At 71.9% G+C, this 23,722-nt stretch carries 22 protein-coding genes; 4 read left to right on the forward strand and 18 right to left on the reverse strand.

Features of this window, described 5'->3' with window-relative positions:
* Positions 1–29: 29 nt before the first annotated feature.
* The 10 genes from K7396_RS33525 to K7396_RS33570 all read right to left on the reverse strand — a co-directional run bounded on the left by K7396_RS33525 (position 30) and on the right by K7396_RS33570 (position 12,693).
* Positions 30–2,063: a TOMM precursor leader peptide-binding protein gene (locus K7396_RS33525; RefSeq protein WP_086715357.1), complete on the reverse strand. Its 2,034-nt coding sequence runs from the start codon at positions 2,061–2,063 to the stop codon at positions 30–32.
* A 78-nt stretch (positions 2,064–2,141) separates the two neighbouring features.
* Complete coding sequence (locus K7396_RS33530) at positions 2,142–2,324, reverse strand: hypothetical protein (RefSeq protein ID WP_086715359.1); 183 nt, start codon at positions 2,322–2,324, stop codon at positions 2,142–2,144.
* A gap of 190 nt (positions 2,325–2,514) precedes the next feature.
* Positions 2,515–4,146: a SagB family peptide dehydrogenase gene (locus K7396_RS33535; protein ID WP_086715361.1), complete on the reverse strand. Its 1,632-nt coding sequence runs from the start codon at positions 4,144–4,146 to the stop codon at positions 2,515–2,517.
* The gene (locus K7396_RS33540) at positions 4,139–6,076 is read right to left on the reverse strand and encodes a hypothetical protein (RefSeq protein ID WP_218039124.1); all 1,938 of its coding nucleotides are present in this window, start codon (positions 6,074–6,076) and stop codon (positions 4,139–4,141) included. The genes K7396_RS33535 and K7396_RS33540 overlap by 8 nt, the downstream gene beginning before the upstream one ends.
* A gap of 210 nt (positions 6,077–6,286) precedes the next feature.
* Entirely contained in the window at positions 6,287–7,573 is a 1,287-nt protein-coding gene (locus tag K7396_RS33545; RefSeq protein WP_086715363.1) for a PucR family transcriptional regulator, read from the reverse strand.
* Positions 7,574–7,769: 196 nt separating this feature from the next.
* Complete coding sequence (gene mhpA, locus K7396_RS33550) at positions 7,770–9,557, reverse strand: bifunctional 3-(3-hydroxy-phenyl)propionate/3-hydroxycinnamic acid hydroxylase MhpA (protein WP_086715365.1); 1,788 nt, start codon at positions 9,555–9,557, stop codon at positions 7,770–7,772.
* A gap of 28 nt (positions 9,558–9,585) precedes the next feature.
* Positions 9,586–10,506, reverse strand: a complete 921-nt coding sequence (locus K7396_RS33555) for a VOC family protein (RefSeq protein ID WP_086715367.1) — start codon at positions 10,504–10,506, stop codon at positions 9,586–9,588.
* Between the two features lie 40 nt (positions 10,507–10,546).
* Complete coding sequence (locus K7396_RS33560; protein WP_086715369.1) at positions 10,547–11,419, reverse strand: fumarylacetoacetate hydrolase family protein; 873 nt, start codon at positions 11,417–11,419, stop codon at positions 10,547–10,549.
* 168 nt (positions 11,420–11,587) lie between these two features.
* A complete protein-coding gene (locus K7396_RS33565; protein ID WP_158101069.1) occupies positions 11,588–11,788 on the reverse strand; it encodes a lipocalin-like domain-containing protein in 201 nt (66 codons plus the stop codon).
* Between the two features lie 422 nt (positions 11,789–12,210).
* Positions 12,211–12,693, reverse strand: coding sequence for a MarR family winged helix-turn-helix transcriptional regulator (locus K7396_RS33570; protein ID WP_086715373.1), 483 nt, complete (start codon positions 12,691–12,693; stop codon positions 12,211–12,213).
* 62 nt (positions 12,694–12,755) lie between these two features.
* On the opposite strand from K7396_RS33570, the gene K7396_RS33575 reads away from it, so the two are divergent.
* Both K7396_RS33575 and K7396_RS33580 read left to right on the forward strand, forming a co-directional pair.
* Positions 12,756–13,379 (forward strand): non-oxidative hydroxyarylic acid decarboxylases subunit B, encoded by a 624-nt coding sequence (locus tag K7396_RS33575; RefSeq protein ID WP_086715375.1) that lies wholly within the window; start codon positions 12,756–12,758, stop codon positions 13,377–13,379.
* 63 nt (positions 13,380–13,442) lie between these two features.
* Positions 13,443–14,906 (forward strand): UbiD family decarboxylase, encoded by a 1,464-nt coding sequence (locus K7396_RS33580; RefSeq protein ID WP_086715377.1) that lies wholly within the window; start codon positions 13,443–13,445, stop codon positions 14,904–14,906.
* A 299-nt stretch (positions 14,907–15,205) separates the two neighbouring features.
* Here the strand turns inward: K7396_RS33580 and K7396_RS33585 are convergent, their stop codons facing one another.
* The 6 genes from K7396_RS33585 to K7396_RS33610 form a co-directional block, all read right to left on the reverse strand.
* Positions 15,206–16,153 carry an HAAS signaling domain-containing protein gene (locus K7396_RS33585; protein WP_086715379.1) on the reverse strand — a complete coding sequence of 316 codons (948 nt, stop codon included), beginning with the start codon at positions 16,151–16,153 and terminating at the stop codon, positions 15,206–15,208.
* A 2-nt stretch (positions 16,154–16,155) separates the two neighbouring features.
* Positions 16,156–16,494, reverse strand: a complete 339-nt coding sequence (locus tag K7396_RS33590) for a PadR family transcriptional regulator (protein ID WP_086715445.1) — start codon at positions 16,492–16,494, stop codon at positions 16,156–16,158.
* Between the two features lie 148 nt (positions 16,495–16,642).
* Positions 16,643–17,161 carry a DinB family protein gene (locus tag K7396_RS33595; protein WP_223660291.1) on the reverse strand — a complete coding sequence of 173 codons (519 nt, stop codon included), beginning with the start codon at positions 17,159–17,161 and terminating at the stop codon, positions 16,643–16,645.
* A gap of 108 nt (positions 17,162–17,269) precedes the next feature.
* On the reverse strand, positions 17,270–17,446 hold the full coding sequence (locus tag K7396_RS33600; RefSeq protein WP_174886884.1) for a hypothetical protein: 177 nt from the start codon (positions 17,444–17,446) through the stop codon (positions 17,270–17,272).
* A 22-nt stretch (positions 17,447–17,468) separates the two neighbouring features.
* Positions 17,469–18,170, reverse strand: coding sequence for a class I SAM-dependent methyltransferase (locus tag K7396_RS33605; RefSeq protein ID WP_086715381.1), 702 nt, complete (start codon positions 18,168–18,170; stop codon positions 17,469–17,471).
* A gap of 977 nt (positions 18,171–19,147) precedes the next feature.
* Positions 19,148–19,975 carry an SCO6745 family protein gene (locus K7396_RS33610; RefSeq protein ID WP_086715449.1) on the reverse strand — a complete coding sequence of 276 codons (828 nt, stop codon included), beginning with the start codon at positions 19,973–19,975 and terminating at the stop codon, positions 19,148–19,150.
* 364 nt (positions 19,976–20,339) lie between these two features.
* Here K7396_RS33610 and K7396_RS33615 point away from each other — a divergent pair, with 364 nt between their 5' ends.
* Positions 20,340–20,999: a YceI family protein gene (locus tag K7396_RS33615; protein WP_086715383.1), complete on the forward strand. Its 660-nt coding sequence runs from the start codon at positions 20,340–20,342 to the stop codon at positions 20,997–20,999.
* A 188-nt stretch (positions 21,000–21,187) separates the two neighbouring features.
* Here K7396_RS33615 and K7396_RS33620 read toward each other — a convergent pair whose 3' ends face one another.
* Positions 21,188–21,568 (reverse strand): hypothetical protein, encoded by a 381-nt coding sequence (locus tag K7396_RS33620; RefSeq protein ID WP_373866902.1) that lies wholly within the window; start codon positions 21,566–21,568, stop codon positions 21,188–21,190.
* A gap of 370 nt (positions 21,569–21,938) precedes the next feature.
* Here K7396_RS33620 and K7396_RS33625 point away from each other — a divergent pair, with 370 nt between their 5' ends.
* Entirely contained in the window at positions 21,939–22,601 is a 663-nt protein-coding gene (locus K7396_RS33625; protein WP_143589009.1) for a hypothetical protein, read from the forward strand.
* 145 nt (positions 22,602–22,746) lie between these two features.
* Here the strand turns inward: K7396_RS33625 and K7396_RS33630 are convergent, their stop codons facing one another.
* Positions 22,747–23,337 (reverse strand): TetR/AcrR family transcriptional regulator, encoded by a 591-nt coding sequence (locus tag K7396_RS33630; protein WP_086715400.1) that lies wholly within the window; start codon positions 23,335–23,337, stop codon positions 22,747–22,749.
* Positions 23,338–23,722 lie beyond the last annotated feature (385 nt).

The raw sequence follows: 23,722 nt of genomic DNA on the forward strand, positions 1-23,722 counted from the left end.
GGGGAGCGTGGGTGGCAGGCGGACGGACGTCACGGGAACGGATGCGGGTGCGGATTGATCTCCGCCTCGGCCAACGGCGCTCCGCGACAGCCGAGTTCGGCCGGCAGCCGCAGCAGCCGGGGCAGCCCGTGGGTGCGGCGCATCCGGTGCCCGAACGTCATCGGCAGCAGCCCCGGCACGATCACCTTCGCGCAGGCCAGCCCGCCCGCCCGGTGTTCGTCCGTGGTCTGGTCGACCACGACGACGTCCAGGCCCCGGCCGGTGAACCGGGCCACCGCCTCGGCCAGGTCGTCGCGGAGATCCTCGCCGCGCGGCCGGCAGGTGGCCCGCGCGAATGCCTCCTCGACGGGCAGCCCGCCCCGCTCGGCGTCGCCGTCGTCGCCGAGCAGGAAGGCGAAGCGGTCGAACGCGGCCGGGTGGCAGTACAGCAGCGCATGGTCCCGCATCTCGCGCACCAGCTCCGGCGCGTCGACCATCGCCGCGATGCGGTCCCGCTCCTCGCGGAAGGCCGCCCGGTTCCACCCCAGGTTCGCCGCGAGTTCCAACAGGCCGTTCCGCAGGGCGCTCTCGGGGTCGAAGTGCGCCCCCGCGGCGCAGACCGCGGCGGGCTCGTCGGGCCGGCCCGGTCCGCTCGGCCGTACGGCCATCAGCCACGCCGTGGGGATGCCGTGCTCCGGGGTGGTGGCGAAGGCCAGCACCCGGTGGCCGCTGTCCTGCCGGATGCGCTCGGCGAGCGCACCGACGCGGGGGTCGGACACCGTCCGCAGGTCCACCCGCGGCACCGGGAGGCGGGCGTACCAGGTCAGCAGGAACGCGTCCCGCTCGGCGAGTTCGACCAGCCCGTGCAGCGCCGCCTCCTCCAGACAGCCGCCCAGCGCGCACCCGTTGGACACCTCGTACGCCAGGGGCCGGGCCGCCTGGTTGCCGTGCCGGGTGCGGTAGTACGCGTAGTCCTCCGGCACCAGGACGGGGGCGTCCCGGGCGAAGGAGTGCCCCCATACCCAGTTGAGCTCCAGGCCCGGGTCGTACGGCGGATAGGGGAAGTCCGGCTCGGCGTAGCGCTCGGGCGGGTACAGGCCCAGGTCGAGGGGGCACAGCGCCCGGTCGGCGACCGCCGCGTAGCCGGACCGCACCGTCGTCCGCCGCCCGCCGGGCCGGGCCCCGCCCAGCCGCTCCAGGGCCTCGGCGAGCGCGGTCCGGGCGCACGCCGCGTAGTCCAGATCGCGGCCGAACCCGGCCTCCTGCTCCCCGCCCGGCAGGTGCAGCGGGGCGGAGACCATGGGATACGGATAGTCGGTGCGTACGTCGAGCTGCCGGACCAGTCCCGTGCGCCCGTCGACGTACCGGGCGACCAGCTCGTCCCAGTCCGCTCGCAGGTCGCGCACGCGCGGGACGTCCGGGTGGGGCTTGGGCCGGGGCCGCTCCATGAGGACGGGCGGCCGGTCCTCCGGGAGCCCGCCGCACCAGGTGCACGCCGGGTCGGGCAGGAAGCGGTGCACGTCGACGGCCATGGTCGTCAACGGCAGGAAGGCGACGGCGCGGTCGGTCGACCGCCCGGCGGTGGCGCCCAGGTCGCTCGCGACGAGCGCGGCGGCGGTTTCGCACGCCCAGGTGGTGAGGACTGGTGACGCCCGGTCCGCGAGCCGGTCGCCGTGCCGCTCCAGGAGGGCCGCGCGCGGACTGTCCTTGCCGAGGGCCCGCTGCCGCCGCGTCCGGGCGCACCGGGCACACCCGGCCCGCCCCGGTACGGTCGCCGGGCCGATCACGAGCAGACCGAGCTCGACCCGTACGGGCAGCCAGGGCACGTCGGGGCGCGGTGGCTCGGTCCCGGTCACCCAGCCGTCCTCGGCGGTGACCACCGCGGCACACGCCGGATCCTCCTCCGGCACCAGCCGGTGCGTACGGGCCAGGGCCGCCCGGATCGTCGAGGCGAGGGCGCCCTTGCCGACGACGGCGACGGGGGCCGCGGGAGCCGCGAGGGCCGTCTCGGGGCCGGTGGGGCGGGCCGGGCGGAGGGTTTCGGCGAGCCGTCCGGTGCGGGCGGCTGTCGCTGCGTCGGTCAACGTCACATCCTCGTCGTTCGCCGGGATGCCGCGTCCGGCGGGCGCGGGGCCCGCCGGACGCGACCGTGCTGCCGTCTTTCAGCAGCAGCAGCAGGAACAGCAGCTCGCCGGGGTACCCCTGGACGTGCAGTTGGACGCGCCGATCTCGACCATCGCGTGGCCCACGTTCACCGCCTCCAGGCTCTCGCCCGGTGAGGTCGGCAGGATCTCCAGTTCGTCCGCACTGAGGTCGGCGAGGTCGAGGACGAGTTTGTCCTGCATCGCGATCCCCTTTCTCCTTGGCAGGATGAGAAGTTGGCCAGTCACTGGTTGCTCCGCATCCTGCGGTCCGCGAGCGTGCGGTGTCTTCACGGTCCGACCGCAGGTCCGGCCGTAGCACGGGGCTGCGGGCGCGGCCGTCGCGCACCACAGGCCCGCCATGGCCCGCCCCGTGAAGCACCGCAGGTACGGTTCACCAGATCAGCTCCGGCTCGTACTGGGCGGTGGGCCGACGACGGCCCACGATGAGCGTGAACACCGGCACCTGGGCGGCATCCAGACCGATCAGGTCCCTGACCATCCCGTCGTGGTACCCGTTCGTGATCCGCGCGGACAACCCGGCCGCGGCGGCGAGCACGCTGACCCGCTGGGCGACGATCCCCGCCTCCTGGTGCAGGAGGCGGTAGCCCCGGGCCCCGAACCACCGGTCCCCGGCCAGCCGGTCGGCGGTCAGGAACACGACGGCGCCGGCCTTCGCCGCGTTCACCGCCGGCGTCCGGTCGCACAGCATCCCGAGCACGGCGCGCCAGTCCCGCGCCGGCAGCCGCACCAGCGCGGGCGGCCCCGCACCGGCGGCCAGCCGGTAGAGCCCGGTGGAGGCCCCGTCCGTGCCCAGCACCAGCACATGGGCCGACACGAGAGGGCGGCACGGTGCAGCCGCATGGTCGGACGGCACGGGCTCCAGCGCATACCGCAGTGCCGACGCCAGCCGGGCGAAGGCCACGGGCCGGGCGTCGGGGAGGAACATCCGCCCGCCCGAGTCCCGGGCCCGCAGCGCGGCGGCCAGCTCCACCCCACCGGCCCCGGGCTCCGGCCCGGCCAGCCCGAGGACCCCGTCCGGGCCCGGTGCCCCGACGGGCGGGCGAAAGCCGCCGGGGTCAACGGGCGCACCGGGCCCCGCGAGCCGGGCGGCGAGATCGAGCGCGGTCAGACCGGACCACGCGCCGTCGGACATGCGACCGGTCTCCGCATGAACCGGCCGAATCTCCGGGAAATCGCTTGGGACGCACGGCTGTTGAGGAGCAGCGGCAGCCACCGGCGCCCCCTCCTCGGCCGTGGACGGGGCCAGATCGAGCACGGCGAACGCCGTCTCCTCCCGCCCGTCGAGCCCCAGCGCACGGTTGACCACCGCGTCGTCGAAGCGGTGGTGCACCCGCGCGCGCAGCCCGAGCGCGGCACCGGTCAGCAGCGCGTTCCCGACCGTCATCCCCGCTTCCTGCGCGCACAGCCGGTACGCGTAGTCCCGGTAGCGGAAAGCGGTCTTGCGGAACCAGGCGGAGGCCACCAGGAGTCCCGCCTGCGCGCGCACACCCGCACCGATGCGCACCGCGTCCGGCACACCGCCCTCGCGCAGCAGTGTCACGGCGTGGTGCGCCGGGTGGTAGTGGTAGCACCCGGCGGGCAGCTCACCCGCCGGACGTGCCAGCCACACGTACAGCTCCACAGGGTGGAAGCACCGCGCGGAGGCGACCATCCGGTGGTAGGGCCACACGGCATGCGGACCCAGCTCGATCCGGCCTACCCCGTACGTCCAGTACAGCAGCGCGGAGAGCGTGTGCCGGTCCAGGACGCCGGGGGCGGGCGCGCCCTGCGGGTGGGCGGCACGGAACGCGGCGAAGGACCAGCGCGCGTCGCCGATCCGCCGCGCCGGTTCGGGAAGCACGTAACGGGGCAGCCCGCGGTACGTCTTGACCGGCAGCGGGTCGTCCGGGCCGCCCTCTTCGCCGTGGCCCTCCGCGAAGAGGTCCTGGACCCCCTCGAAGGTCCGCCACCAGAACCGCAGGCCGACCGAACCCCGCAGCCTGTCGTCGGTGGCGCTACGCATCGCCGTGCGCCTCCGCCCGCCTCTCCGCTTCCCCCGGACCCGCCCCGTCCCCGTCGGCGATGACGAGGCGCACGACGAAGGGCAGCACCTCGTGCACCGCCGGATCGTGATCGAGCGGCACCACGAGCGGCCGCGCCCCGCGCGACCGCAACGCCTCGACCATCCGCGCGGGCCCGGCCGGCACCGGCAACTCGGCACCCTCGTCGCCCGCGACGGGCACGCCGAGCCGCGCCCACCGGGCCGGTGCGTAGGCCGGTTCGCCCGTCATCACCGCCTGACGGTCGAGCAGAACGCCGCGAAGCCCCTCGGCGACCGCCGACTCCCCACACGTCACGGCGGCCGGGCGGCCACCCTGCCACCAGGCCAGGACGGGTACGCCCAGGGCCCCGCCGATGTCGGCCACCTCGACCGAGCCGCGCGAGGCGGCCAGCAGATCGAGGAGCCGCCGCTCCCCGGCGGCCAGCGCTTCGGGCCGCAACCGCACGGGCCGGGGCCGCGACCGCCCCCGCGCCACATCGCCCAGCGCCAGACGCACACAGTGCTGGGCAAGGCCGTCCGCCACCGCCTCGCCCCAGCCGAGCCGGGCGGCCACCCCGACCTCGTGGTCCGTGCCGAACACCCGGCCCGCCGCCACCGCCTCGGCACGCCGCTCGTCCGGGGCCCAGCCCCACACCGTGCCACCGGGCCCGTAACGGCGCTCGTCGGGGCGGTGCGCCGCGTACGAGGCGAGCCCGCGCAGCGCGGCCTCCCGGCGCGCCGCGGCGAAGCCCGTCCCCGCCCCGTGCACCGGTGCCGCGCCCGCCGCGCGCGGCACCGCCTCGGTCACATGGAGCGGCACCTGTGTGAACTCCCCCTCGTCGAGGCCGCGCAGGACACCGACGTACGGATCGAAGCAACGGGCCGCGCGCCGGGAGAACGCGTCCTCGTCCAGCGGCGCCGTGGCACCGAGCCGCTCGACGCGCCGGGTGAACTCCTCCCGCGTCTCCGGACGGGCCGGGGCCGCCGCCGGGTGGGGCAGGAACGCATGCGTCGAGGTGCGCAGGGTCTCCAGATCGATCCGCGTCACCTTCCGCGCCCCGTCCGCGGCTTTTGTGGCGCCGGCGATCCCGGTGAGCGCGGTGAACGCCGCGAGTCCCAGGTGCGAGGCGACCACCGCGGCGGCGGGCCCGGTGAGGAAGGCGTTCGGCCGGAACGGCCCACGGGCATCGAGCCGCAGCCACGCCGACCGCCAGTCGCTACCGGCCGGCCCCAGCCATGCGACATCGTCCACCACCAGCCCCTGCACCAGCAGCGTGCCCGCCTCCCGGCACAGCTCGTCCAGCCACCGCGCCCGATCGACACCGCCCCCGTCCGCGACGTGCACCACCGCCCCTGCCCGGCCACCGACCAGCCGCGCCAACTCCCCCTTTTCATAGGCGATATGACTGACCCGCTGCTCCGGATCCCGTACGGCCGCCTCGGCCGCGAGCTCCGCCAGCCGCTCGGTATGGGTGGTGGCCTCCTCCGTACACACGGCCCGCAGATGCCGCACCCCGGAACGCAGCGCCGAGCAGACCAGCGATACGAACACCGGCCCCGCACCCACCACCAGCAGCCCGCTGTCGCGGTAGGTCTCGAACCGCCGCGCCGCGGAGTCGCCGTGGTACTCGATGAACGCGATCTCGGACGCGTAGGTCTCCAACTCCCGCCGCGTGAGCCCGTGCGGCAGATCCTCTCCCGCGTCGAAGAGGCAGCCGGCGGCCTGCAACTGGCCCACCAGGGCGTGCACGAGCCGCCGCTTGTCGTCGGGCAGCCGCCCGACCAGGTCGTCGAGCTCGGCCGAACCGTCGAAATGCGGCGCCAGCCGGTCCAGCCACTGATAGGCGGCCCTGCCACGCAGCGCGAGATCGGCACCGGCACCGAAGACATGGACGCCGTCACCGGTCGGCACATACAGCACATCGGATTTGAGTCGCGGGCGCATCATCCGCCTTCGGAGTCGGGCATCCGCCACCCCGGGTCCGATGCGCCATCGGACCCGGAGCCGGAACCAGCAGTCGGTCGGGGCCCAGCCGAGTATCGGCGCCCCTCAGACCCCTGTCTTCACGGTCGGGCCACAGGGTTCACCGCAGGTTTCCGCGGTCGGGTGGCAACGGAGTCCTCACCCGAGCAGGGCGCGGGCGAGTTCCAGGGCGAGGCGCAGTTCCAGGGTGCTGCCCGTGGTGGTGGCCGTCGGCAGGAGTTCCTCGGCGCGTTTGACGCGGTAGGTGACGGTGTTGCGGGCCACGTGCAGAGCGCCGGCGGCGGCCCGCAGGCTGCGTCCCTCGGCGAGGTAGACCCGCAGGGTCTCGCGCAGCTCCCGTAGCCGGGCGCCGTCGGAGGCCAGCGGGCCCAGGAGGTCGTGGACGAACCAACGGGCGTGTTCGGGGTCGGCGGTGGCCAGGGCGACCAGGCGTGCTTCGCGGTAGTCGGTCAGCCAGTCGCCGGGGGCGAGCCGGGCGACGCGTTGCGCCTCGCGCGCGCCGTAGTGGCTGCGGCGCATCCCGGCCGTGCCGTGGGCGGGCGGGCCGAGGGCGACGTGTACCCCCGGGGCCCTGTCGGTCCGGGACCGTGCGCGGTCGGGGAGGCCGGCGAGGTCGTCGGGGGCGTGCAGCCACAGCCAGGCGAGGGTCCCGGCGGCAGGGATCATGAGCAGCGGGCCGGTGCCGACCGCGCGGGCCAGCGCGGTCGCCGTGTGCTGCAGCCGCTCCGCCGCGGGCAGCGGGTCCACGGCGTCGTCGCACCACAGCACGGCGGCCAGGTGCGTACGGGTGACGTCGTAGCGCAGCCGCCGGGTCGCGGTTTCCGGTTCCACCGGACGGGCGGCCAGCAGGTCGTCGATCGTCTGGCGCCGGGCCGCCTCGTCGCTGCCGCGCCAGCGGTCGCGTTCGGCGATGTAGGACTCGGCCATCAGACTGGCGTGGGTGTCGGCGTGGGTGAAGAGTTCCTCGGTGATCCGGCGCAGTTCGGCGAGGTGCTCGCCGGCCGGGACGTACCGCTCGACGGCCGAGGTGAGTTCCTGGGTGAGCCGGGCGTGGCCGAGCCGCACCCCGCGCAGCACCCGGTCGAGCCCGACGCCCCGGCGGGCGAACTCGCGGCAGCTCTCCAGGGCTTCGTCGGGCAGTGTGCCTCCCTCGCCGGCGGCCTCGGTGAGCAGCAGCCGCAGAGCGGCCAGGACCGTTGACTCGATGCAGCGACGCAGGGTGGCCAGGGCCGCCGGACCGCCGCCGTGTTCGGGAACCTGCTCCAGGACTTCCGCGGCCATGGCGTCGGCGGTCTGCATCGCCCACCCGACGGGGCCGGGGCCGAGGACGGCGGTCATGGCGGTCAGGGTGGCCGGGGACAGTGCCGGCTCGTGGTGCGGGTGGTCCTGGTCCGGCGTGAGCTGCCGGAGCCACTGCCGTGTCATGAGCGCCTCCTTTCGGGTCCATGGTGCCGGGGCCGGCGGCTGTTCGGCTGCCGGCTCACCTCATCGGTCAGCCCTATCACCGGCCCCCCGGCGGCCGTCTGCCGGGACCGGCCCTCTGCCGGGGACCGTCGCCCGGCAGAGGGCCGGCCTCCCTCTCCCGGTACCGACGGGGGAGAGGGAGAGGAAGGGACCCGACTCACCGGCCGGACGGCACCGCGGCGGAGGCCACGTGCTCCTGGGACGCCACGAGCCCCTGCCGCAGCGCCGCCACCAGCCCCGGCACCTGGGCCATACGTGCCGCACCGCCGAAGACGTAGTGGTCCGGACGCAGCAGCAGGGCCTCCTGGCCGCAGTTTTCCAGGTGGGAGCGGTAGGTACCGTCGAGGTCGACGACCTCGGCCGGTCCGTTCGCCGCCGGGTCGCCGGTGACCCGCAGGAGGCGGACGCCGAGCCGCGCGCACCAGCCGAGTGCCTCGTCGTCGAGTACGGCCCGTGGGTCCTCGGTGGCGAGCAGGGCGAAGCCGGTGCCCACGGCCTGGTCGAAGAGCCCGGTGCGGCCGCGGAAGCGCACCCGGCCCTGACAGCCGAGCTGCCCGGCCGGGGCCGGTGGCGCGCCGTCCGTACCCTGCCGCAGCAGTCCTCCGGTGAGGATCTGCGGGGGCATGTCCGCCAACGGGTCCCGGCCCGCCCGCCGGTCGGCGAGCATCCGCGCGTCGCGCTGGGCGGCGGCCGCGGGGTCGGGTTCGCAGATGATGCCGCCCAGGAAGACGGAGAGTTCGATGGCGTGCCGCAGGTGCTGGGAGCGTTCCGCGGTGTAGGTGTCCAGCAGCGTCGCGCCGGCGCCGCCGCGGAGCACGAGATCCAGTTTCCAGGTGAGGTTGGCGGCGTCGCGGATGCCCGAGCACATGCCCTGGCCGGCGAACGGCGGCATCTGGTGGGCGGCGTCACCGGCCAGCAGCAGACGGCCCTCGCGCCAGTTCTCGGCCCAGCGGGCGCGGAAGGTGTAGACGGTGTGCCGCTCCAGGGTGGCGTTGCCCGGATGCAGATCCCAGTCGGCCAGCAGCCGCCAGGCGTTCTCCGCGCTGCCGAACTCCGCGGCCGGCTCACCGGGCAGCAGCATGAACTCCCAGCGGCGCCGGCCCGGACCGCCGGAGACCGCCGTAGTGGGCCTGCGGGGGTCGCAGACCTGGAGGTTGCGCGGGGCGAAGACGCGGTCCGCCTCGTGCGGGAGGACGTCCAGGACCAGCCAGTCGTGCTGGAAGCCGCGGTCGGTCATCGTGGTCGTCATCCGGGCGCGGACGAAGCTGTTGGCGCCGTCGCAGCCGACGACGTACCGCGCGCGCAGGGTGCGGTGCCCGCGGACACCGCCGCGGAGCACCGGCTCGTCCCCGGCGCTCTCGGCGACGGTCAGCGAGACCCCGGCCGCGTCCTCGGCGAGGTCGGTGGCCTCCCAGCCGCGCAGCACGTCGACCCCCGCGGTCCGGCGGGCCTGCGCCTCCAGGACGCCCTCCAGCTGTGGCTGGGTGAAGAGGTTCATCGCCGGCCAGCCGGAGGCTCCGGTGTCCTCGAACGCCAGCCGCAGCAGCGTCTCGCCGTCGCCGTTGCGCCATTCGTAGTCCGCGGCCGGCTCACTGAACGTGGGCAGCACGTCCGCCAGGCCCAGCGCGGCCAGGATGCGGGCGACCTCGTGGTCGAAGACCACCGCCCGCGGCAGCGGATAGGGCCGCGGCCAGCGCTCGACGAGGCCGACCCGCCATCCCCGGGCCCCGAGCTGGATCGCGCAGGTGAGCCCGACGGGCCCGGCACCGACGACCAGTACGTCATAGGTGTCATCGCCGCCCGACCCGACAGCGCCGGCCACCGGGACGGGGAAGTCCGCCGGGACGGACCCCGCAACCGTCACGGGAGCGTCCGCCGGGGCAGAGCCGTCAGCCGTGCCCGTCCCGCCACCCGCCGCGGCATCCGTGTTCTGCTTCTCGTTCATGCTCGGTGTCCTCCTGCCGTACGGGTCGTCAGCTCGCGTCATGGGCGCCGGTCATCAGCGCGGCGAGGTCCTCGGGTTCGAGGAAGGAGGGCGGGACCGGCGGGCCCCAGCTGTAGAGGGAGCGGGCGTCCTCCCACACCCGGGGTGTCCACAGCTGGTCGTCGACGATGCAGTCCATGTCGGCGAAGTACTCGGCGAAGTTGCCGGCCGGGTCCTTGAGGTACCAGAAGAAGTTCGAGCCGACGTGGTGGCGGCCCAGGCCCCAGACATGGCGTTCGGGGTGGCCCGCCAGCATGCGCGTCGCGCCGCGCCCGACCTCGTCGACGTCGTCGACCTGCCAGGAGGAGTGGTGCAGGAAAGGGACCGGAGCCTGCTGCACCAGGACGTTGTGATGGTCGGTCGAACACCGCAGGAAGGCGGCGCCCGGAACCAGATCGCTGACCTTGAATCCCAGGCCCTCGGTGAAGAACCACTGCGAGGCCGCCTGGTCGGTCGACCCCAGCACCACATGCCCCAGACGGCGCGGCCGGACGGCGTCCTCGCGCAGCACCGCCGGTGCCCGGCCGTCGGGCCGCTCCACGCGGCCGGGCCCGTTGCAGGGCTCGGGCGCGGCCGCGCGCTGCACGATACGGGGCCGGACCTCGACGGTGACGGTCACGTCCGTGCCGGGATCGACCGCGCGCAGGCAGTGCCGGTCGCGGACGTACGGCATCTCCAGGCGGTCCAGGGCGGCGCCGATCCGCCCGAGGTCGTCGGCGTCATCGGCCGCGACGACCAGTTCGTCCAGCCGGCGGCGGGCGGCGTGCACGATCTTCAACTGCTCACCCCCGTCGGCCGAGGCGAAGCGCCCGCGGCCCAGGGCGGTGAGCCCGAAGTCGGCGTAGTAGTCGTGTGTGGCATCCACATGAGGCACGCCCATGGTGATCCGGGCGAGACGGTGCAGGGGCATGACGGCTCCTGGAAAGCAGGGGAGGTGGGAAGTCCGGAGGTCAGGCGCCGGGGCCGTCGGGGTAACCCGGGCCGGTGACCAGCCGGTTGCGGAGCGCGCCGATGCCGTCGATCCAGCTGTGCAGTTCCTCGCCGGGAGCCAGGAACCGGCGCGGAGTGCGGGCGCCGCCGACACCGGCGGGAGTACCGGTGAAGACCAGGTCACCGGGCAGCAGGGGGCAGACGGCGGAGAGCCAGGCGATCTGCTCAGCGAGCGGGAAGACCATCCGGCCGGTACGCGACTCCTGCATCGTCTCGCCGTCTACGGCACAGCCGAGCGCCAGATCATCCGGATCGGCGAACTCGTCGGGCGTGACCATGACCGGGCCGGTCGGACTGAACCCGGGGAACGACTTGCCGAGCGCGAACTGCGGTGCCGGTCCCTGGAGTTGGATACGACGCTCCGAGAGATCCTGCCCCAGGGTGAGACCGGCGACATGCTTCCAGGCGTCCTCCGCCCGCACCCGGTGGGCCCGGACGCCGATGACCGCGACCAGCTCGACCTCCCAGTCCACCGTCGCGCTGGGCAGCTCCACCGTGTCGTACGGACCGGCCAGCGAGGTCGGGTACTTGGTGAAGACCGCCGGCCGAGCAGGGGTGTCGAGGGCGGACTCCTCGATGTGGTCGGCGTAGTTCAGCGCGACCGCGAACACCTGGCGCGGGCGCGGCACGGGGGCGCCGAGCCGGCGCTCCTCCAGCGGCAATCGCTCGGCGCCCCGCGCGGCGGGCGTCCGCGCCCAGGCCGTGAACTCCTCCCAGCGGTCGAAGACGCCCTGCGGGTCGGACGGGAAGCGACCGTCACTGGCCTTCTCGACGTCGACCACCCCGTCCTCGTGAACGAGGACCAGACGATTACCGAGATTTGCTGTGCGCATGGCGCACCACCTCCAGGAAGGAAGAAGGGAAACGGGAAGCGGAAGGGAAGAGAAAGGGAAGGGGAAGGGGAAGGGAAGAGAAAGGGGGAACTACGGGAAAGTCCCGGGAAGCCACCTGCTGCCGCATTCAGCGGCGGAACAGGAGAGGAACGGCCCCCGGCGGCGGAGTCAGTCCCGCGCCCGGCGCCACCGCAGGCGCTGACGAGCGCCGTCGTCCGCGGCGGCCGTCAGCAGCGCGCTCATCCAGCCGTCCCGGCTGTACAGCAGCATCCCGCCGGGCCGGTCACCCAGCGGCCGGGGCTCCTTCCCCGCCCGCTCGACCGAGCAGTCCACCAGACTCCAGCAGCCGATGATCTCGTCCACGCCCATGCATGCCTCACAGGTTCCGTTCCGGACAGGTCCGGCCGGACGAGCGCACCGGAGCACCACACAGCAGCACTCGGCCCGACCGGACCACGGGTGACCGCAGCCGCCCATGCCCTCAGCCAACCGCGGCGCCCACCTGCCGGCCTCGGCCCGCGAGACCAAAGTCCGGGTCGGCATTTGGGCCCGGTGGTCTCTTCGCGGGGCCAGCGGGCCGGTGGTGCCGACAGCGCAGGTGGTGCCGCCGCTACGAGACGACGCGAGGGCTAGACGAAGCGAGACGGCGCGAGGGAAGGGGCTGCGAGGGGGCGCGAGGCGAAGGAGTGCGAGGCGATGTGAGCCCAGGCGACGCGGGGCCAGGCGACGCGAGGCGACGCGAGGCGATGCGGCGGAACGCCCTGGCCCTGGCCGTTCGGTGTCCCGGCCGTTCAGTCCGAACGCTGTCCGGCGCCGCTGATCCACCGCAGGGACTCCATCAGCACGGCGCGATGCGCGTCCGGCAGGCCGCCGACGACGGAGGCGTCAACGGCTTCGCTGAGGGGGCGGATCCGGTCCAGTGTGGCGTTGCCGTCACCCGTGAGCGTCAGGAGTTTGCGGCGGCGGTTCGCGGGGTCGACCTCGCGGGCGAGCAGGCCCCGGAGTTCCAGGCGGTGGACGAGGGGAGCCAGGGTGGCCAGGTCGATCCCGGTCATCTCACCGAGCCGGGACTGGTCGATGCCCGGGCACTCGTGGACGGTCAGCAGCACCGCGTACTGGGGCGGTGTGACGTCGCCGACGGCTTCCTGCCACTTCGCGGAGTAGCTCTGCAGGGCACGGCGCAGCAGGTGCAGGGGAGAGCCCGCGAGGTAGTGGGGTGTCTGCGGCGTGGCGATGACGGCCTCCGGGGTCGTGTGGCATACGCGGGACTTGATTCTGCCAGTCTAATGAGTATCTTCGTGTACGAATGATTCGTGCACGAAAGAAAGGCGGGATCATGCGGCGACTGGTCGTGGGGATGACGGGTGCCACGGGCGCGGTCCTGGGCATCCGGTTGCTCCAGGAACTCCGGCAGCAGCCCGACATCGAGACCCACCTGGTGATGAGCCGCTGGGCCCGCGCCACCGTCGAGCTGGAGACCGACTGGAGAGCGCGCGACGTGACCCGCCTCGCCGATGTCGTGCACGGTCCGGAGGACCAGGCGGCGTCGATCTCCAGCGGTTCGTTCCGCACCGACGGCATGGTCGTCACGCCCTGCAGCGCGAAGACCCTCGCCGCGATCCGGGCCGGCTACGGCAGCGACCTCATCAGCCGTGCGGCGGACGTCCACCTCAAGGAGCAGCGGCGGCTGGTCCTGGTGGTGCGCGAGACCCCGCTGTCGACCATCCACCTGGAGAACATGCTGGCCCTGTCCAGGATGGGCGTCAGCCTGCTCCCGCCGATGCCGGCCTTCTACAACCGGCCCGCGAGCGTGGACGACGTGGTCGATCACCTCGTCGCGCGCGTGCTGGACCAGTTCGGCCTGGACAGCCGGCGGGCGGTCCGCTGGGAAGGGCCCGCCACCGCCCGCACCCGCCACGCCCGGCCCGACAGTACGGCCCCCGACCGGGCGGTGGGCTGAGCCACGAAAACCCCCGCCGTGGCGCCCCTCGGCGCCTCGACGGCCCTGAAGGAAAGGAACCCCATGGCCCGTATCAAGGACCTGCGCGCCTACCTCGACGCCCTCGACGCACTCGGCGACCTGCGCACCGTCGACCGGCTCGTCGATCCCGATCTGGAGGTCGGCGCGATCATCCGCCGCTCCTACGAAACCGTCGCCCCCGCGCCCCTGTTCACCCACATCAAGGACTCAGCCCCCGGTTTCCGGCTGCTGGGCGCTCCCGGCGCCCTGAGCTCCGCTCCCGGCCGCCCCCTGGCCCGTATCGCGCTCTCCCTCGGACTCGACTCCACCGCGAACGCCCGCGAGATCGTCGACGCCCTCGCCGAGGCCCGCACCCGTGAGCCCCTCCCGCCGGTGCTGGTCGACAGCGCACCGTGCAAGCAGAACATCCTGCTCGGCGAGGACGCCTCACTGGCCCGGTTCCCGACCCCGCTGCTGCACGACGGCGACGGCGGCCCCTACGTCAACACCTGGGGCACCATCGTCGCCCGCACCCCGGACGGGTCGTTCACCAACTGGTCCATCGCCCGGATCATGATGATCGACGACACCCATATGACCGGCCTGGTGCTGCACCCCCAGCACATCGCCCAGGTGTGGCAGCAGTGGGCCGACCGCGGCGAGCCGATGCCGTTCGCCCTGGTCCAGGGCGGCGAGCCGGCCCTGCCCTTCGTCTCAGGGATGCCCCTGCCGGACGGCGTGGAAGAAGCCGGCTACCTCGGCGCCCTGCTCGGCGAGCCCCTGGAACTGGTCCGGTGCGAGACCGTCGACCTCCAGGTGCCGGCGAGCGCCGAGATCGTCATCGAGGGGCACCTGTCCGTCGAACGCACCGGAATCGAGGGCCCGATGGGCGAGTTCGCCGGCTACCGCCCGAGCGAGACCTCCCTGCAGCCCGTCTACACCATCGAGGCCATCACCCACCGCGACGACCCCATCTGGCCGACCGTGGTCGAGGGCGAACCCGTCGACGAGTACCACACGGCCACCGGCCTCACCCTGGCCGCCGAAGTCCTGACCGCACTGCGCGCGGCGGACCTGCCCATCACCTCCGCCTGGGAACCGTTCGACGGTGCCTCGCACCTCCTGGTCGTCAGCGTCGCCACCGACTGGCGCGACACGCTCCCCGGCCTCTCCACCGGCGACCTCACCCAGCGGATCACCGACGTCATCGCCGCCCAGCGCTTCGAAGCCCTGATACCCCGCACCTTCGTCCTCGACGACGACGTGGACGCCTCCGACACCGGAGAACTGATGTGGGCGCTCGCCACCCGGGTGCACCCCACCGGCCGGCGGATCGTGCGCGAGGGCACGGTGCTGCCCCTGCTCTCCGTCTACACGCCGGACGAACGGCACACCTCGACGGGACCGAAGGTCACCTACGACGCCCTGCTCCCCTCCGCCGAAGAGGGCCGCGAGCCCCGAAGCTCCTTCCGCTTCATCTTCCCGAAGGAGGTCCAGCAGCGGGTGCTGGACCACTGGAACGACTGACCCCGACCGGCGGGCCCGTCGCGCCCTGCACGTCGCGCCCTGCACGTCGCGCCCTGCACGTCGTGCCCGGCACGTCGTGCCCGGCACACCTCACCGAGCCGGACGAACGCACCCGCCCGGTCCCGGCTCATGCGCAGCTCCCCGTCCCTGTCGAGGACCGTTCCGTCCCTCGACGGGGACGGGCGACCGGCGGTGCGGGAACCCCGGCGACGACAACTGCGCCTTCCTGCCCGGCCCCTGCGACGTTTCGAGCTTCTTGCCCGGACCCTGCGACGTTCCGATCCGAGGAGAGAGCGGACTCAGCCCCGCGCCTCGCGGAACCGCCGCACGATTTTGCCCGCGCCCACCACGAGGACCCCCGTCACCACCACGGTGTAGAAGGAGTCCGGTGTCTGCCAGCCGCCGTTGAGGTCGGAGACGAAGGCCGGATTGAAGAACTCCTGCCGATACAGGACCCAGGCCAGCGGCAGTGCGAAGACCGCCTCGGCGCAGGCGCTCCAGACGGCCAGGGCGCGCGTGCACACCCGCACCGCCCGGATCGCGTCGAGCGTCACGAGTCCGACGAGCCCGGCCAGGACCGGCCAGATCCAGGCCGACCACAGGCCCGGGTCGAGCACATCGAGGCGGACGCCGCCGTCGGTCCGGTACGGCCGCGCGGTGTGCTGCCAGACGATCAGGGCGATCAGCAGCGCGTGCCACACCACTCCGGCGTAGGCCGCCGCACCGCGCTTCTTCGGTACGCGCCGCTCGGGCAGGTCGTCGGGCGTCCAGCCCCTGCCGACCGTCCCGGCCCGTTTGCCGGACCGCTCGACGAGGGCGAACACCACGGTGAGCCAGGCGATCATCTGGGCCCCGAGGGAGAACACCGCCGTGACGGCGCCGCCGATCACCTCATCGGCTCCCCGGCCGTCCAGGATGTCGAGCACCACGGTCACTGCGGTGACCGCGGGCAGCACGGTGCACAGCAGGACCGTGAGGAGCCGTATGTACGTCGGGTAGAGCCCGGACCCGATCAGGGCGAGCGGCCGGTCCGCGTACCGGGCGGCGAGCCGGATCGGGTCGCCCATCTCGGTCAGCACCTCGCGCTCGGCGGCCTCCGGGTCGGCCGGGCCGCGGGACTCGACGGTGTCGGCGATCGTGGCGCGCAGCTCGTCGGCCACGTCGCCACGCTGATCGGCCGGGATGCGCCGGACGACCTCCGCCACATAACGGTCCGTCAGCGTGCCCGTGCGGGACGCGGACAACATCCTCAACGTTCCCCCTTGGTCAGTCGTGATAGCGAGGCGCCGAGGTCCCGCCACTCGCGCAGCAGCCCGGCGCGGACCCGAGTGCCCTCGGGGCTGACCCGGTAGAACTTGCGCGGCCTGGACTCGTCCGTGTTCCACTCGCTGATGAGCAGCCCCTGCTTCTCCAGGCGGCGCAGCAGCGGATAGAGGGTGTTGCCGTCGACGGCAACACCGGCATCGCCGAGCGTTTCCAGGAGCGCATAGCCGTACTGCGGCTCCTCCAGGAGCGTCAGGCAGGCCAGGACGACCGTGCCGCGGCGTAGCTCCTGGGCATGGCTGAGGATCAGTTCATCGGCGCCCACGTACGGCACGATACTGTGCGTCGCACACCAATGTCACACTCCTCGGTCTGGACCGGCCCGGACCGGACTGGTGTGGCCCGGACCGGCCGGATTGGCCCGGCCGGGCCCCGGATGACCGCAACGAGCATGAGATTCCGCGCGCCCGCCCCTACTCGCCGACGCTGCCGTCGGCGAGTTCGCGTGCGATGTCGAGATGGCCGACGTGCCGCGCGTACTCCTGGAGCAGGTGGAACAGGATCCAGCCCAGCGCGGGCCGTTCGTCCTCCGGCAGCACCTCTCCGCCCAGGGTCGCGGCACGGTCCTCCCAGGACGCTCCGGCGACGACTGCCCGGGACCGCTCGCACTGTTCCCTGAAGAATGCTCCGAGTTCGTCGAACGTCTCCTCCGGGCCGACCCGCCACCTGCCGCCGCGGCATTCCATATCGCCCCATGGCTCGCTCACGGTCTCACCGGAAAAGCCCCACTGGAGCCACCGCATCTCGACATGAGCGAGATGCTTGAGCACTTCCAGCGGCGCCCACCCCGAGGGAACCCGGCTGCGGCGCAATTCCTCGTCGGACAGCCCGTCGAGCTTGCGCAGCACCGTGTCGCGGTAGAAGTCGAGGTACTCCGCCATCAGTTCGTCCGGAGCGGTGAGGGTCATGGGCGGTTCTGCCAGGAATTCCATAAGACACTCCACTATCACGTGGAACGGGCGCGGCCCTGTGAACCTGGCGCACACACTGCAGGATGTGCGGCAGCGACGCTCGGGGGCCTTCAAGGCCACTCCGGCCGGCTATGAGCCTCCGATCGCGGAGAGGTGCTGGACGGAGAGGGCCGCTGTGTAGCCCGCGCCGCGCGTGGGGACGAGGGCACCCACCAGCAGTACGGATTCCGCGATGATCGCTGCGGCCAGCACCGCGTAGGCCGGGCCGGGGGGAATCTGGCTGAGCAGACCGGTGAGGGAGTTCATCGCGAGGTTTCCGGCCGGACGGTCAGCACGCCGACGAGGTCACCGCATCGATCGGCCGGCGCAGTTGCCACACCTCCGCGGGGGGCAGATTTCCCCACACGGTCCACCGGCCGACCGCGTACCGGTGGTGGTATCGGTTCAACAGACCTTTGACGTCGCGTTGACGGCGGGCTTGCGGGCGGGAGGTCAGAAAGGTGCGCACCCAGCGACTGCCGCAGTAGGAAAAGTAGGTGAGGGTGCCCCCGGGGCGGAGCAGTTCCAGGTAGCGCCCCATGATGTCCTCGACCTGCTGCGGGGAGAAGTTGGAGAACGGCAGGCCGGAGACGATCACGTCATAGCGGCAGTCGGTGGCGAGCTGCTCGACGAAGAGGTTGTGGACGCGCACCTGCTCCTGCTTTTCCAGCACGTTCGGGTGGCTGCGAACCAGGCGACGCAGGTGTGCGGCAAAGTGGGTGTTGGCTTCCACGACGTCCAGTCGGCTTCCCCGAGGCATCAGGGGGAGCAGGGTTCGGGTGACCGATCCGGTACCCGCGCCCACTTCCAGAACGTTCGAACTCTGCGACGCTCGTTCCAGCAATGGCGCAGCCAGCATACTGGCCAGCGATTTACTGCTGGGGGCGATGGAACCCACCGTGCGATGGTTCCGTATCGATTCGACTAAGAAGGTCCAGCCTTCGGTCGCAGGCTGAGTCCGGGCGTGGTGCTGAGCAGTGATTTCGTTCATGGTGAAAGGGAATTCCTGAGGAGTGCGGAGCGGCCGGGTACGACAAACGCTCTTCACGGGCAAGGGGAAGGGCCTTGGCGGCAGACTCCAGGGCAGGGGAGCGCGCTCAGGCAAAGGCCGGGGCAGTGGATCTTCAGTAACAGCACGCGATGTAACCGCGTGCGCGAAAGGGGAATCGAGGAAGCGGAATCGGCGTACCCCTGCTATGGCACTCAGCGGCAACTGAGGGAGTGCGCCGTCGGCTCAGCCGGACACGCGTCCCCGAAGGGGGGAGCAGCTCAGCAGACCTCGGTGAGAAACCGTCGACCGGAGGGCCGGGCCATGCTCACCGGAGTGACGGACAAGTGCGAGTAACGGAACAACTGCCGTGCAGGACATGGAAACTCCTGGAGAGAGGACGGCGGACCGACTCACCCATCCTCGAATGCACAAGTCAGCACCGTCCTCCCCCACAGGGACTCAAAGCCGGACGGTACTGCGGTGCGACCACGGGTTCCGGCGTCATCCTCTGGGGGGACGGCTGCCCGCCCAGGGATCGGGGTGTGGCCCTGACCGGAGAGGTCGCCGACGGACCTGGCGTCGTCGTCTGCAACCCGGCCGTGCACCGTGTAGGGCGGCCGTGGCCGTGGTCGACAAGCAGCCGCCCGGCCTGTTCCGCAGACTCAGGCCGGGCGGGCGCACCTCCACCGACAACTCGCCACGACGCACGCGGCTCTGTGTACCTCGGCGTCGCCACCGCAGCGATCCTGGTCCTCTGGCTCCGTGCATGAGCGCCAGTTCTAGACCTCGGCGGCCGGGGCGAACGCGTCCGGCAGGCGAGGAGGAGGGCCCCGGGTCCACACGATCCGCAATGCTGAGGCGGAGATCCGCCAGCCGTCGGCCGTCCTGACGAGTTCGGTGTCGGCGTGGCCGGCCGAGATGAAGACGCGAACTCGCCGTACCGGACGGGGATTCCTCGTCCCGTCAGCCGCTGCGCGTCACCGCGACCCCGCGGCCACCAGCGTCGCGGTGATCGGTTCGAGCTCGGCTGCCAGCTCGTCGAGCTCGGCGGGAGACAGGGCGTCGTACGGCGGGGCGGCGAGCTCGTCCGTAAGGGCTTCGATGCGCTGCTTGGTCTCGCGGCCGGCGTCCGTGAACCGGCCGTCCGCGTCGACGAGCCCGCGCTCGCGCAAGCCGTCCATGACCGCGGCCAGCCGCTCCTTCGGCAGGTGATGGAGGCGTCCGAACGACCCCGGCGGGTGGATGCCCCGCGCCAGCGCGTCCAGCACGTGAGCCTCCGTGCCGCCGATGCGCGCGCCGACGAGAGCGGCGACGTGTCCGTCACAGCGGTGCTCGCGCAGCATGGTCGCGGAATGCCACAGCCGGGCGACCGGGTCGCCCGGCACCGGAAGGGTGCGCATCCCGGCGTACCTCATCCGGCCTTCTGTGGGCGCGTTCGTCGCGGCTTTGGTGGTCAGGTCGGCGGCGCGCACCAGGCCCGGGGAGTCGGCCGGCTCGTCGCCGAGGATCCGCCGCAGGGAGGTCGCGCTGCCCCGCTCCCGCGCGGCGACGGACGCCTCGGGCGGGATCGTCTCCCACGCGCTCGGGATGTGCCGTGCGGCCTCCCCGTCGGCGAAGCTGTAGAAGGCCGCGTGCACGACCTGCGCCGGAACCCGCCCCAGCGGCGCGGCCCGGCTGGCGAAGTAGCCGTCCCAGTAGGTGCGGTGGCCGAGCGCGGCCAGCTCCTCGTTGCACTCGTCGGCGAAGTAGGTGACCAGGCAGATCGGCTCCAGGAGCTCGAACATGCGGCGGGCGGAGTGCGTCATGGCGTCCATCATGCCCGCGGTCATGCGCCGTGCGGCAGTACGCGCCGCAAGAGCAGCTCCGGGCCGCTGAACACGGCCAAAGCGTCACCTGGGCACGGCTCTTGAGGCCGGTGTGGGGATGGCGCGGCCGTCACCGGCCACCAGGCACCGGACGGTCTTGGTACGGCAGGTCAGCGGGCGACTGCGGAGCAGAGCCGGCAGGCCATGGACTTCCCTCAGGGCAGGCTTTTCCTATTCGTGTTGATCCTGTGGATCTTTGCCGTCGGGCGCATGGAATCCGGACGAGGATGCCCATCTCGCTGGGGAGTTCGTGTCTTTGCCGTGATAGCACGGAGTAATTCGATTCGAGGGAGGCTACGACCGCATGGGTATCTTCAGCCGTCGCCAGAGCGCGACTATCGAGCCGACGCAGGCGGTTGGCCCCCGTACGCCCGCCCCGGCGGCCGACGGCACCGGAGTCCCGCTCGACCCCGCGCTCCGCGCGCTCACCGGGCAATGGACCATCGACCGCCCGCACAGTCGCATCGGATTCTCCGTGCGACATGCGATGGTGACGACGGTACGAGGTGCTTTCGCTGATTACGACAGTGCGCTGTATTTCGACGGAGCCCAGCCCTCCCAGTCCCGGGCCGAACTCGTCATCCGGGTCGCCAGCGTCGACACGGGCGTGGAGCAGCGGGACGCACACCTCATAGGCACCGACTTCTTCGACGCGCAGCGCTTCCCGGAGATGGTGTTCCGCAGCACCTCCACGATTCACGAGGGTGCGGAGAGCTTCCGGATGACAGGGGATCTCACCATCCGTGACCACACCCGGCCGGTCGAGCTGCAACTCGCCTACCTCGGCTCGGTCTTGGACCCCTTTGGCTATGAGCGAGCCGGATTTGACGCCACCACCACCATCGACCGCACCGATTGGGGCCTGGTCTACAACCAACGCCTGGAGGCGGGCGGCGCCATGGTGAGCGAGAGGGTTCGGCTGCAGTTCGACATCTCCGCGATCCGGTCCGTGCCCCCGGCGTAGTTGCCCCCAAGGGGCCTTTCCCGGTGTGTTCCTTACGCCTGCTCGCTCGACGAGGAGAGCGAACTTCGCCGGGCGATCCCCTTTCCATTCCGGTCTCGGCGCAGCCATGGCCGCACAGCCCTCCGGTCCCGGCTCGCGCCAGGACCGGAGGGGCTGGAGGGCCCGGGAGGGGCCGGGTCAGCGTCGGGTCACAGCTTCTGCTTGCCGCCGCCACCGACGTGCTGCAGGTTGTTGCTGGTCTTGTTCTCGGCCCCGGTCGTGCCGCCGGCGTCGTCGTTGGTGTTGCCGTTGACGTTGGTCGGGCTGCCGCTGTTGCTGTTGTTGCCGGACAGGTGGACGTTCTGCGAATTCCGGACGTTGCCGCTGTTCAGCGGGCCGTTGATGCAGATCCTCGCCCGGTTGCGGCAGCTGAAGCCGGCGTGGAAGCTGGCCACGGTGTCGCTGTTCCAGACACCGTCCCCACGCCCTCCGAACAGTCCGCCGCCGTCCCACGCCTGGGCGGGCGAGGCACCGCCGGCAGCCAGGAGCAGACCGCAAGCTCCTGCGATCACGAAATTGACGCGTGGCATGTTCTTCACTGTGTGCTCCTGGACCTCGCAGTTGGTACCTCGCGCCTTGCTACCGGCCGCGCGCCCTTGCGCCAAGTCTGAGCAACGGCCCGTCCTTTGTATTCACTCGTACCGATCAGCGAATTCACCGTGACAGCCCTCCGTGCTGCTCCCTGCGGCGGCCGTCTCACGCCGGGTGTCCGGACCACTGCGTCGTCGCCGCGGCAAAGGGTCAGTCACTAGCCGGGACGGTGTGACAGATACCGCTGCCGGTCTGGGCCACCGGTCCGTTCCGGACGTTCTGCTCGAAGCGGTCTTCGGCCGGCGATTCGCAGGAAACACTTGGCAGGCACCGGGTCCTCACTCAACGTGCGCACACGCAGGAGACGCCATGCATCTGTCCCGTCATCGCCCGCGCCTCGCGCTCGCTGCGACCATGCTGGCCGTCTTGGCCATACCTGCATGCGGCAGCGAGTCGGGAAGCCCGGAATCGGGGGAGCTACCGCGGCCAACTCATACACCCGCGAAAGACAAGAAGAAGGCCGCGCAGAACGCCTATACCGCCGGTTACCAGCAGGGCCAGGCTGTCCGCGAAGCAGGGGGCAAAGGTTCGTCGGTCCGTGAAGTCGTCTGGGGTGGCTGCACACGACGCGCTCTCCGCGCCGGCCGGGAGGCCGAAGCCGACCGTGGAGCCTGGGTTTCCGGGTGTCTGGACGGCGTGAGCGAAAACGCCAAACATCTGCCGAACAGCCAAGTCACCAAACGCAGCGATGACCGGGATCTCCTTGAGCGATTCCATGCCTGGCTGAGTGCTACCGGAAAACGGTCGATGCGCGTGCATGTCATCAGGTTGACCCTCGTGGAACTGCACCACAGTGACTATGACATCGAGCTGGCTACCGACTATTCCCCTGCCGGGGGCGACCGTCCGACAGCCATCAACCTGGCGCAGTCTTTTGTGAAGTGGTGGGACGGTGACGATGGCGACGGCACCACCTGGAATGTGGTTGTGCGTGGCGCAGGGGGCGAAAAGCTGGCCTCGAAAAGTCTTTGAGAGCTGACAATAGTTCATAACGCCCATAGGGCCGATGCCCGCATATATCCGGGGACAAATGGCCAGGGGGTGGCGTGCCACGAGTCCCAGCAGCAGGCGCACTCGGAACGCGCATAGCTGCTGGCCGCCCACGGTCCCACCCCCCTCAGTGCGGCTGACGCAGCCCTGCGACGAGGAGTGCGACCAGCTGGCGTGCGTCGTAGCGTGGGTCGCTTTCGGCGCCGATGCAGAGGTTTCCGATGCCGCGCAGGAGTTGGTAGGCGTCGAGGTCGGCGCGGATCTCGTCGGAGGCGGTGGCGGCGTCGAGGAGTTGGGTGCACACCGGCAGGAGGCGTTCGAGGAAGTAGGCGTGGAGCGTCTCGAAGCCGGTGCCCTCCCCCTGCATGGCGGCGGCGAGACCGTGCTTGGTGACCAGGAAGTCGACGAAGAGGTCGACCCACTGCCCCAGGGCGGCATGGGGTGTCGGGCCGGTCGCCAGCAGGGTCGGGCCGGCTTCGGCGCAGGCGTCGACCTGGTGGCGGTAGACGGCGATGACGAGGTCCGCCCGGGTGGGGAAGTGGCGGTAGATCGTGCCCATCCCGACGCCGGCCTTGGCCGCGATGTCGCGTACCGGCGCTTCCACGCCCGAGGTGACGAAGACCGAGGCGGCCGCCTCCAGCAGGGTCTGCTGGTTGCGCTGGGCGTCCTTGCGCTTGGGCCTGGCTGAGCTTCCCGGGCCCTGGCCGCTGTCGTTCACCGCGGCACTCCTTTCGTGGCGGGGTCTTGCAAAGCGGAACAGTGTTCCGTATCGTTAGCGGAGCGATGTTCCGCTTCTCATGATGGCAGACGGCGCGTGCGGGCGACCAGTCCGCTCACGTGTCATCGACTGGAGGGCGGCGGCCACCGCACACGGGAGGAAGGCCCCGATCCGCTGGGGACGTCGCGGAACAACGGCACAAGTAGCCGGCTCGTCCCTGCCCCTTGTCTGCGCTTCCACCTGTTTCCACCTACGGGCGTATCCACCTACGAGTTTTGCCACCTACGAGTGTTTCCACCTGTGCGTGTTTCGACAGGCCCCCGGCGGGTGCTCGCCGAAATCGTCGTATCGCCGCCACTACCGACCCTCACCTCAGTACTGCTAC

It is taken from the genome of Streptomyces angustmyceticus (genome assembly GCF_019933235.1).
Taxonomy (GTDB): domain Bacteria; phylum Actinomycetota; class Actinomycetes; order Streptomycetales; family Streptomycetaceae; genus Streptomyces; species Streptomyces angustmyceticus.

Bases quoted from the DNA above. Each gene is read 5' to 3' on its own strand.
- K7396_RS33535 (WP_086715361.1), bottom strand. From the start codon at position 4,146: ATGCGTAGCGCCACCGACGACAGGCTGCGGGGTTCGGTCGGCCTGCGG.
- K7396_RS33620 (WP_373866902.1), bottom strand. From the start codon at position 21,568: ATGCCACGCGTCAATTTCGTGATCGCAGGAGCTTGCGGTCTGCTCCTG.
- K7396_RS33565 (WP_158101069.1), bottom strand. From the start codon at position 11,788: ATGGGCGTGGACGAGATCATCGGCTGCTGGAGTCTGGTGGACTGCTCG.
- K7396_RS33585 (WP_086715379.1), bottom strand. From the start codon at position 16,153: ATGTTGTCCGCGTCCCGCACGGGCACGCTGACGGACCGTTATGTGGCG.
- K7396_RS33615 (WP_086715383.1), top strand. From the start codon at position 20,340: ATGGGTATCTTCAGCCGTCGCCAGAGCGCGACTATCGAGCCGACGCAG.
- K7396_RS33545 (WP_086715363.1), bottom strand. From the start codon at position 7,573: ATGACACGGCAGTGGCTCCGGCAGCTCACGCCGGACCAGGACCACCCG.
- K7396_RS33595 (WP_223660291.1), bottom strand. From the start codon at position 17,161: ATGGAATTCCTGGCAGAACCGCCCATGACCCTCACCGCTCCGGACGAA.
- K7396_RS33530 (WP_086715359.1), bottom strand. From the start codon at position 2,324: ATGCAGGACAAACTCGTCCTCGACCTCGCCGACCTCAGTGCGGACGAA.
- K7396_RS33555 (WP_086715367.1), bottom strand. From the start codon at position 10,506: ATGCCCCTGCACCGTCTCGCCCGGATCACCATGGGCGTGCCTCATGTG.
- K7396_RS33610 (WP_086715449.1), bottom strand. From the start codon at position 19,975: ATGACGCACTCCGCCCGCCGCATGTTCGAGCTCCTGGAGCCGATCTGC.
- K7396_RS33605 (WP_086715381.1), bottom strand. From the start codon at position 18,170: ATGAACGAAATCACTGCTCAGCACCACGCCCGGACTCAGCCTGCGACC.
- K7396_RS33600 (WP_174886884.1), bottom strand. From the start codon at position 17,446: ATGAACTCCCTCACCGGTCTGCTCAGCCAGATTCCCCCCGGCCCGGCC.
- K7396_RS33580 (WP_086715377.1), top strand. From the start codon at position 13,443: ATGGCCCGTATCAAGGACCTGCGCGCCTACCTCGACGCCCTCGACGCA.
- K7396_RS33575 (WP_086715375.1), top strand. From the start codon at position 12,756: ATGCGGCGACTGGTCGTGGGGATGACGGGTGCCACGGGCGCGGTCCTG.
- K7396_RS33560 (WP_086715369.1), bottom strand. From the start codon at position 11,419: ATGCGCACAGCAAATCTCGGTAATCGTCTGGTCCTCGTTCACGAGGAC.
- mhpA (WP_086715365.1), bottom strand. From the start codon at position 9,557: ATGAACGAGAAGCAGAACACGGATGCCGCGGCGGGTGGCGGGACGGGC.
- K7396_RS33625 (WP_143589009.1), top strand. From the start codon at position 21,939: ATGCATCTGTCCCGTCATCGCCCGCGCCTCGCGCTCGCTGCGACCATG.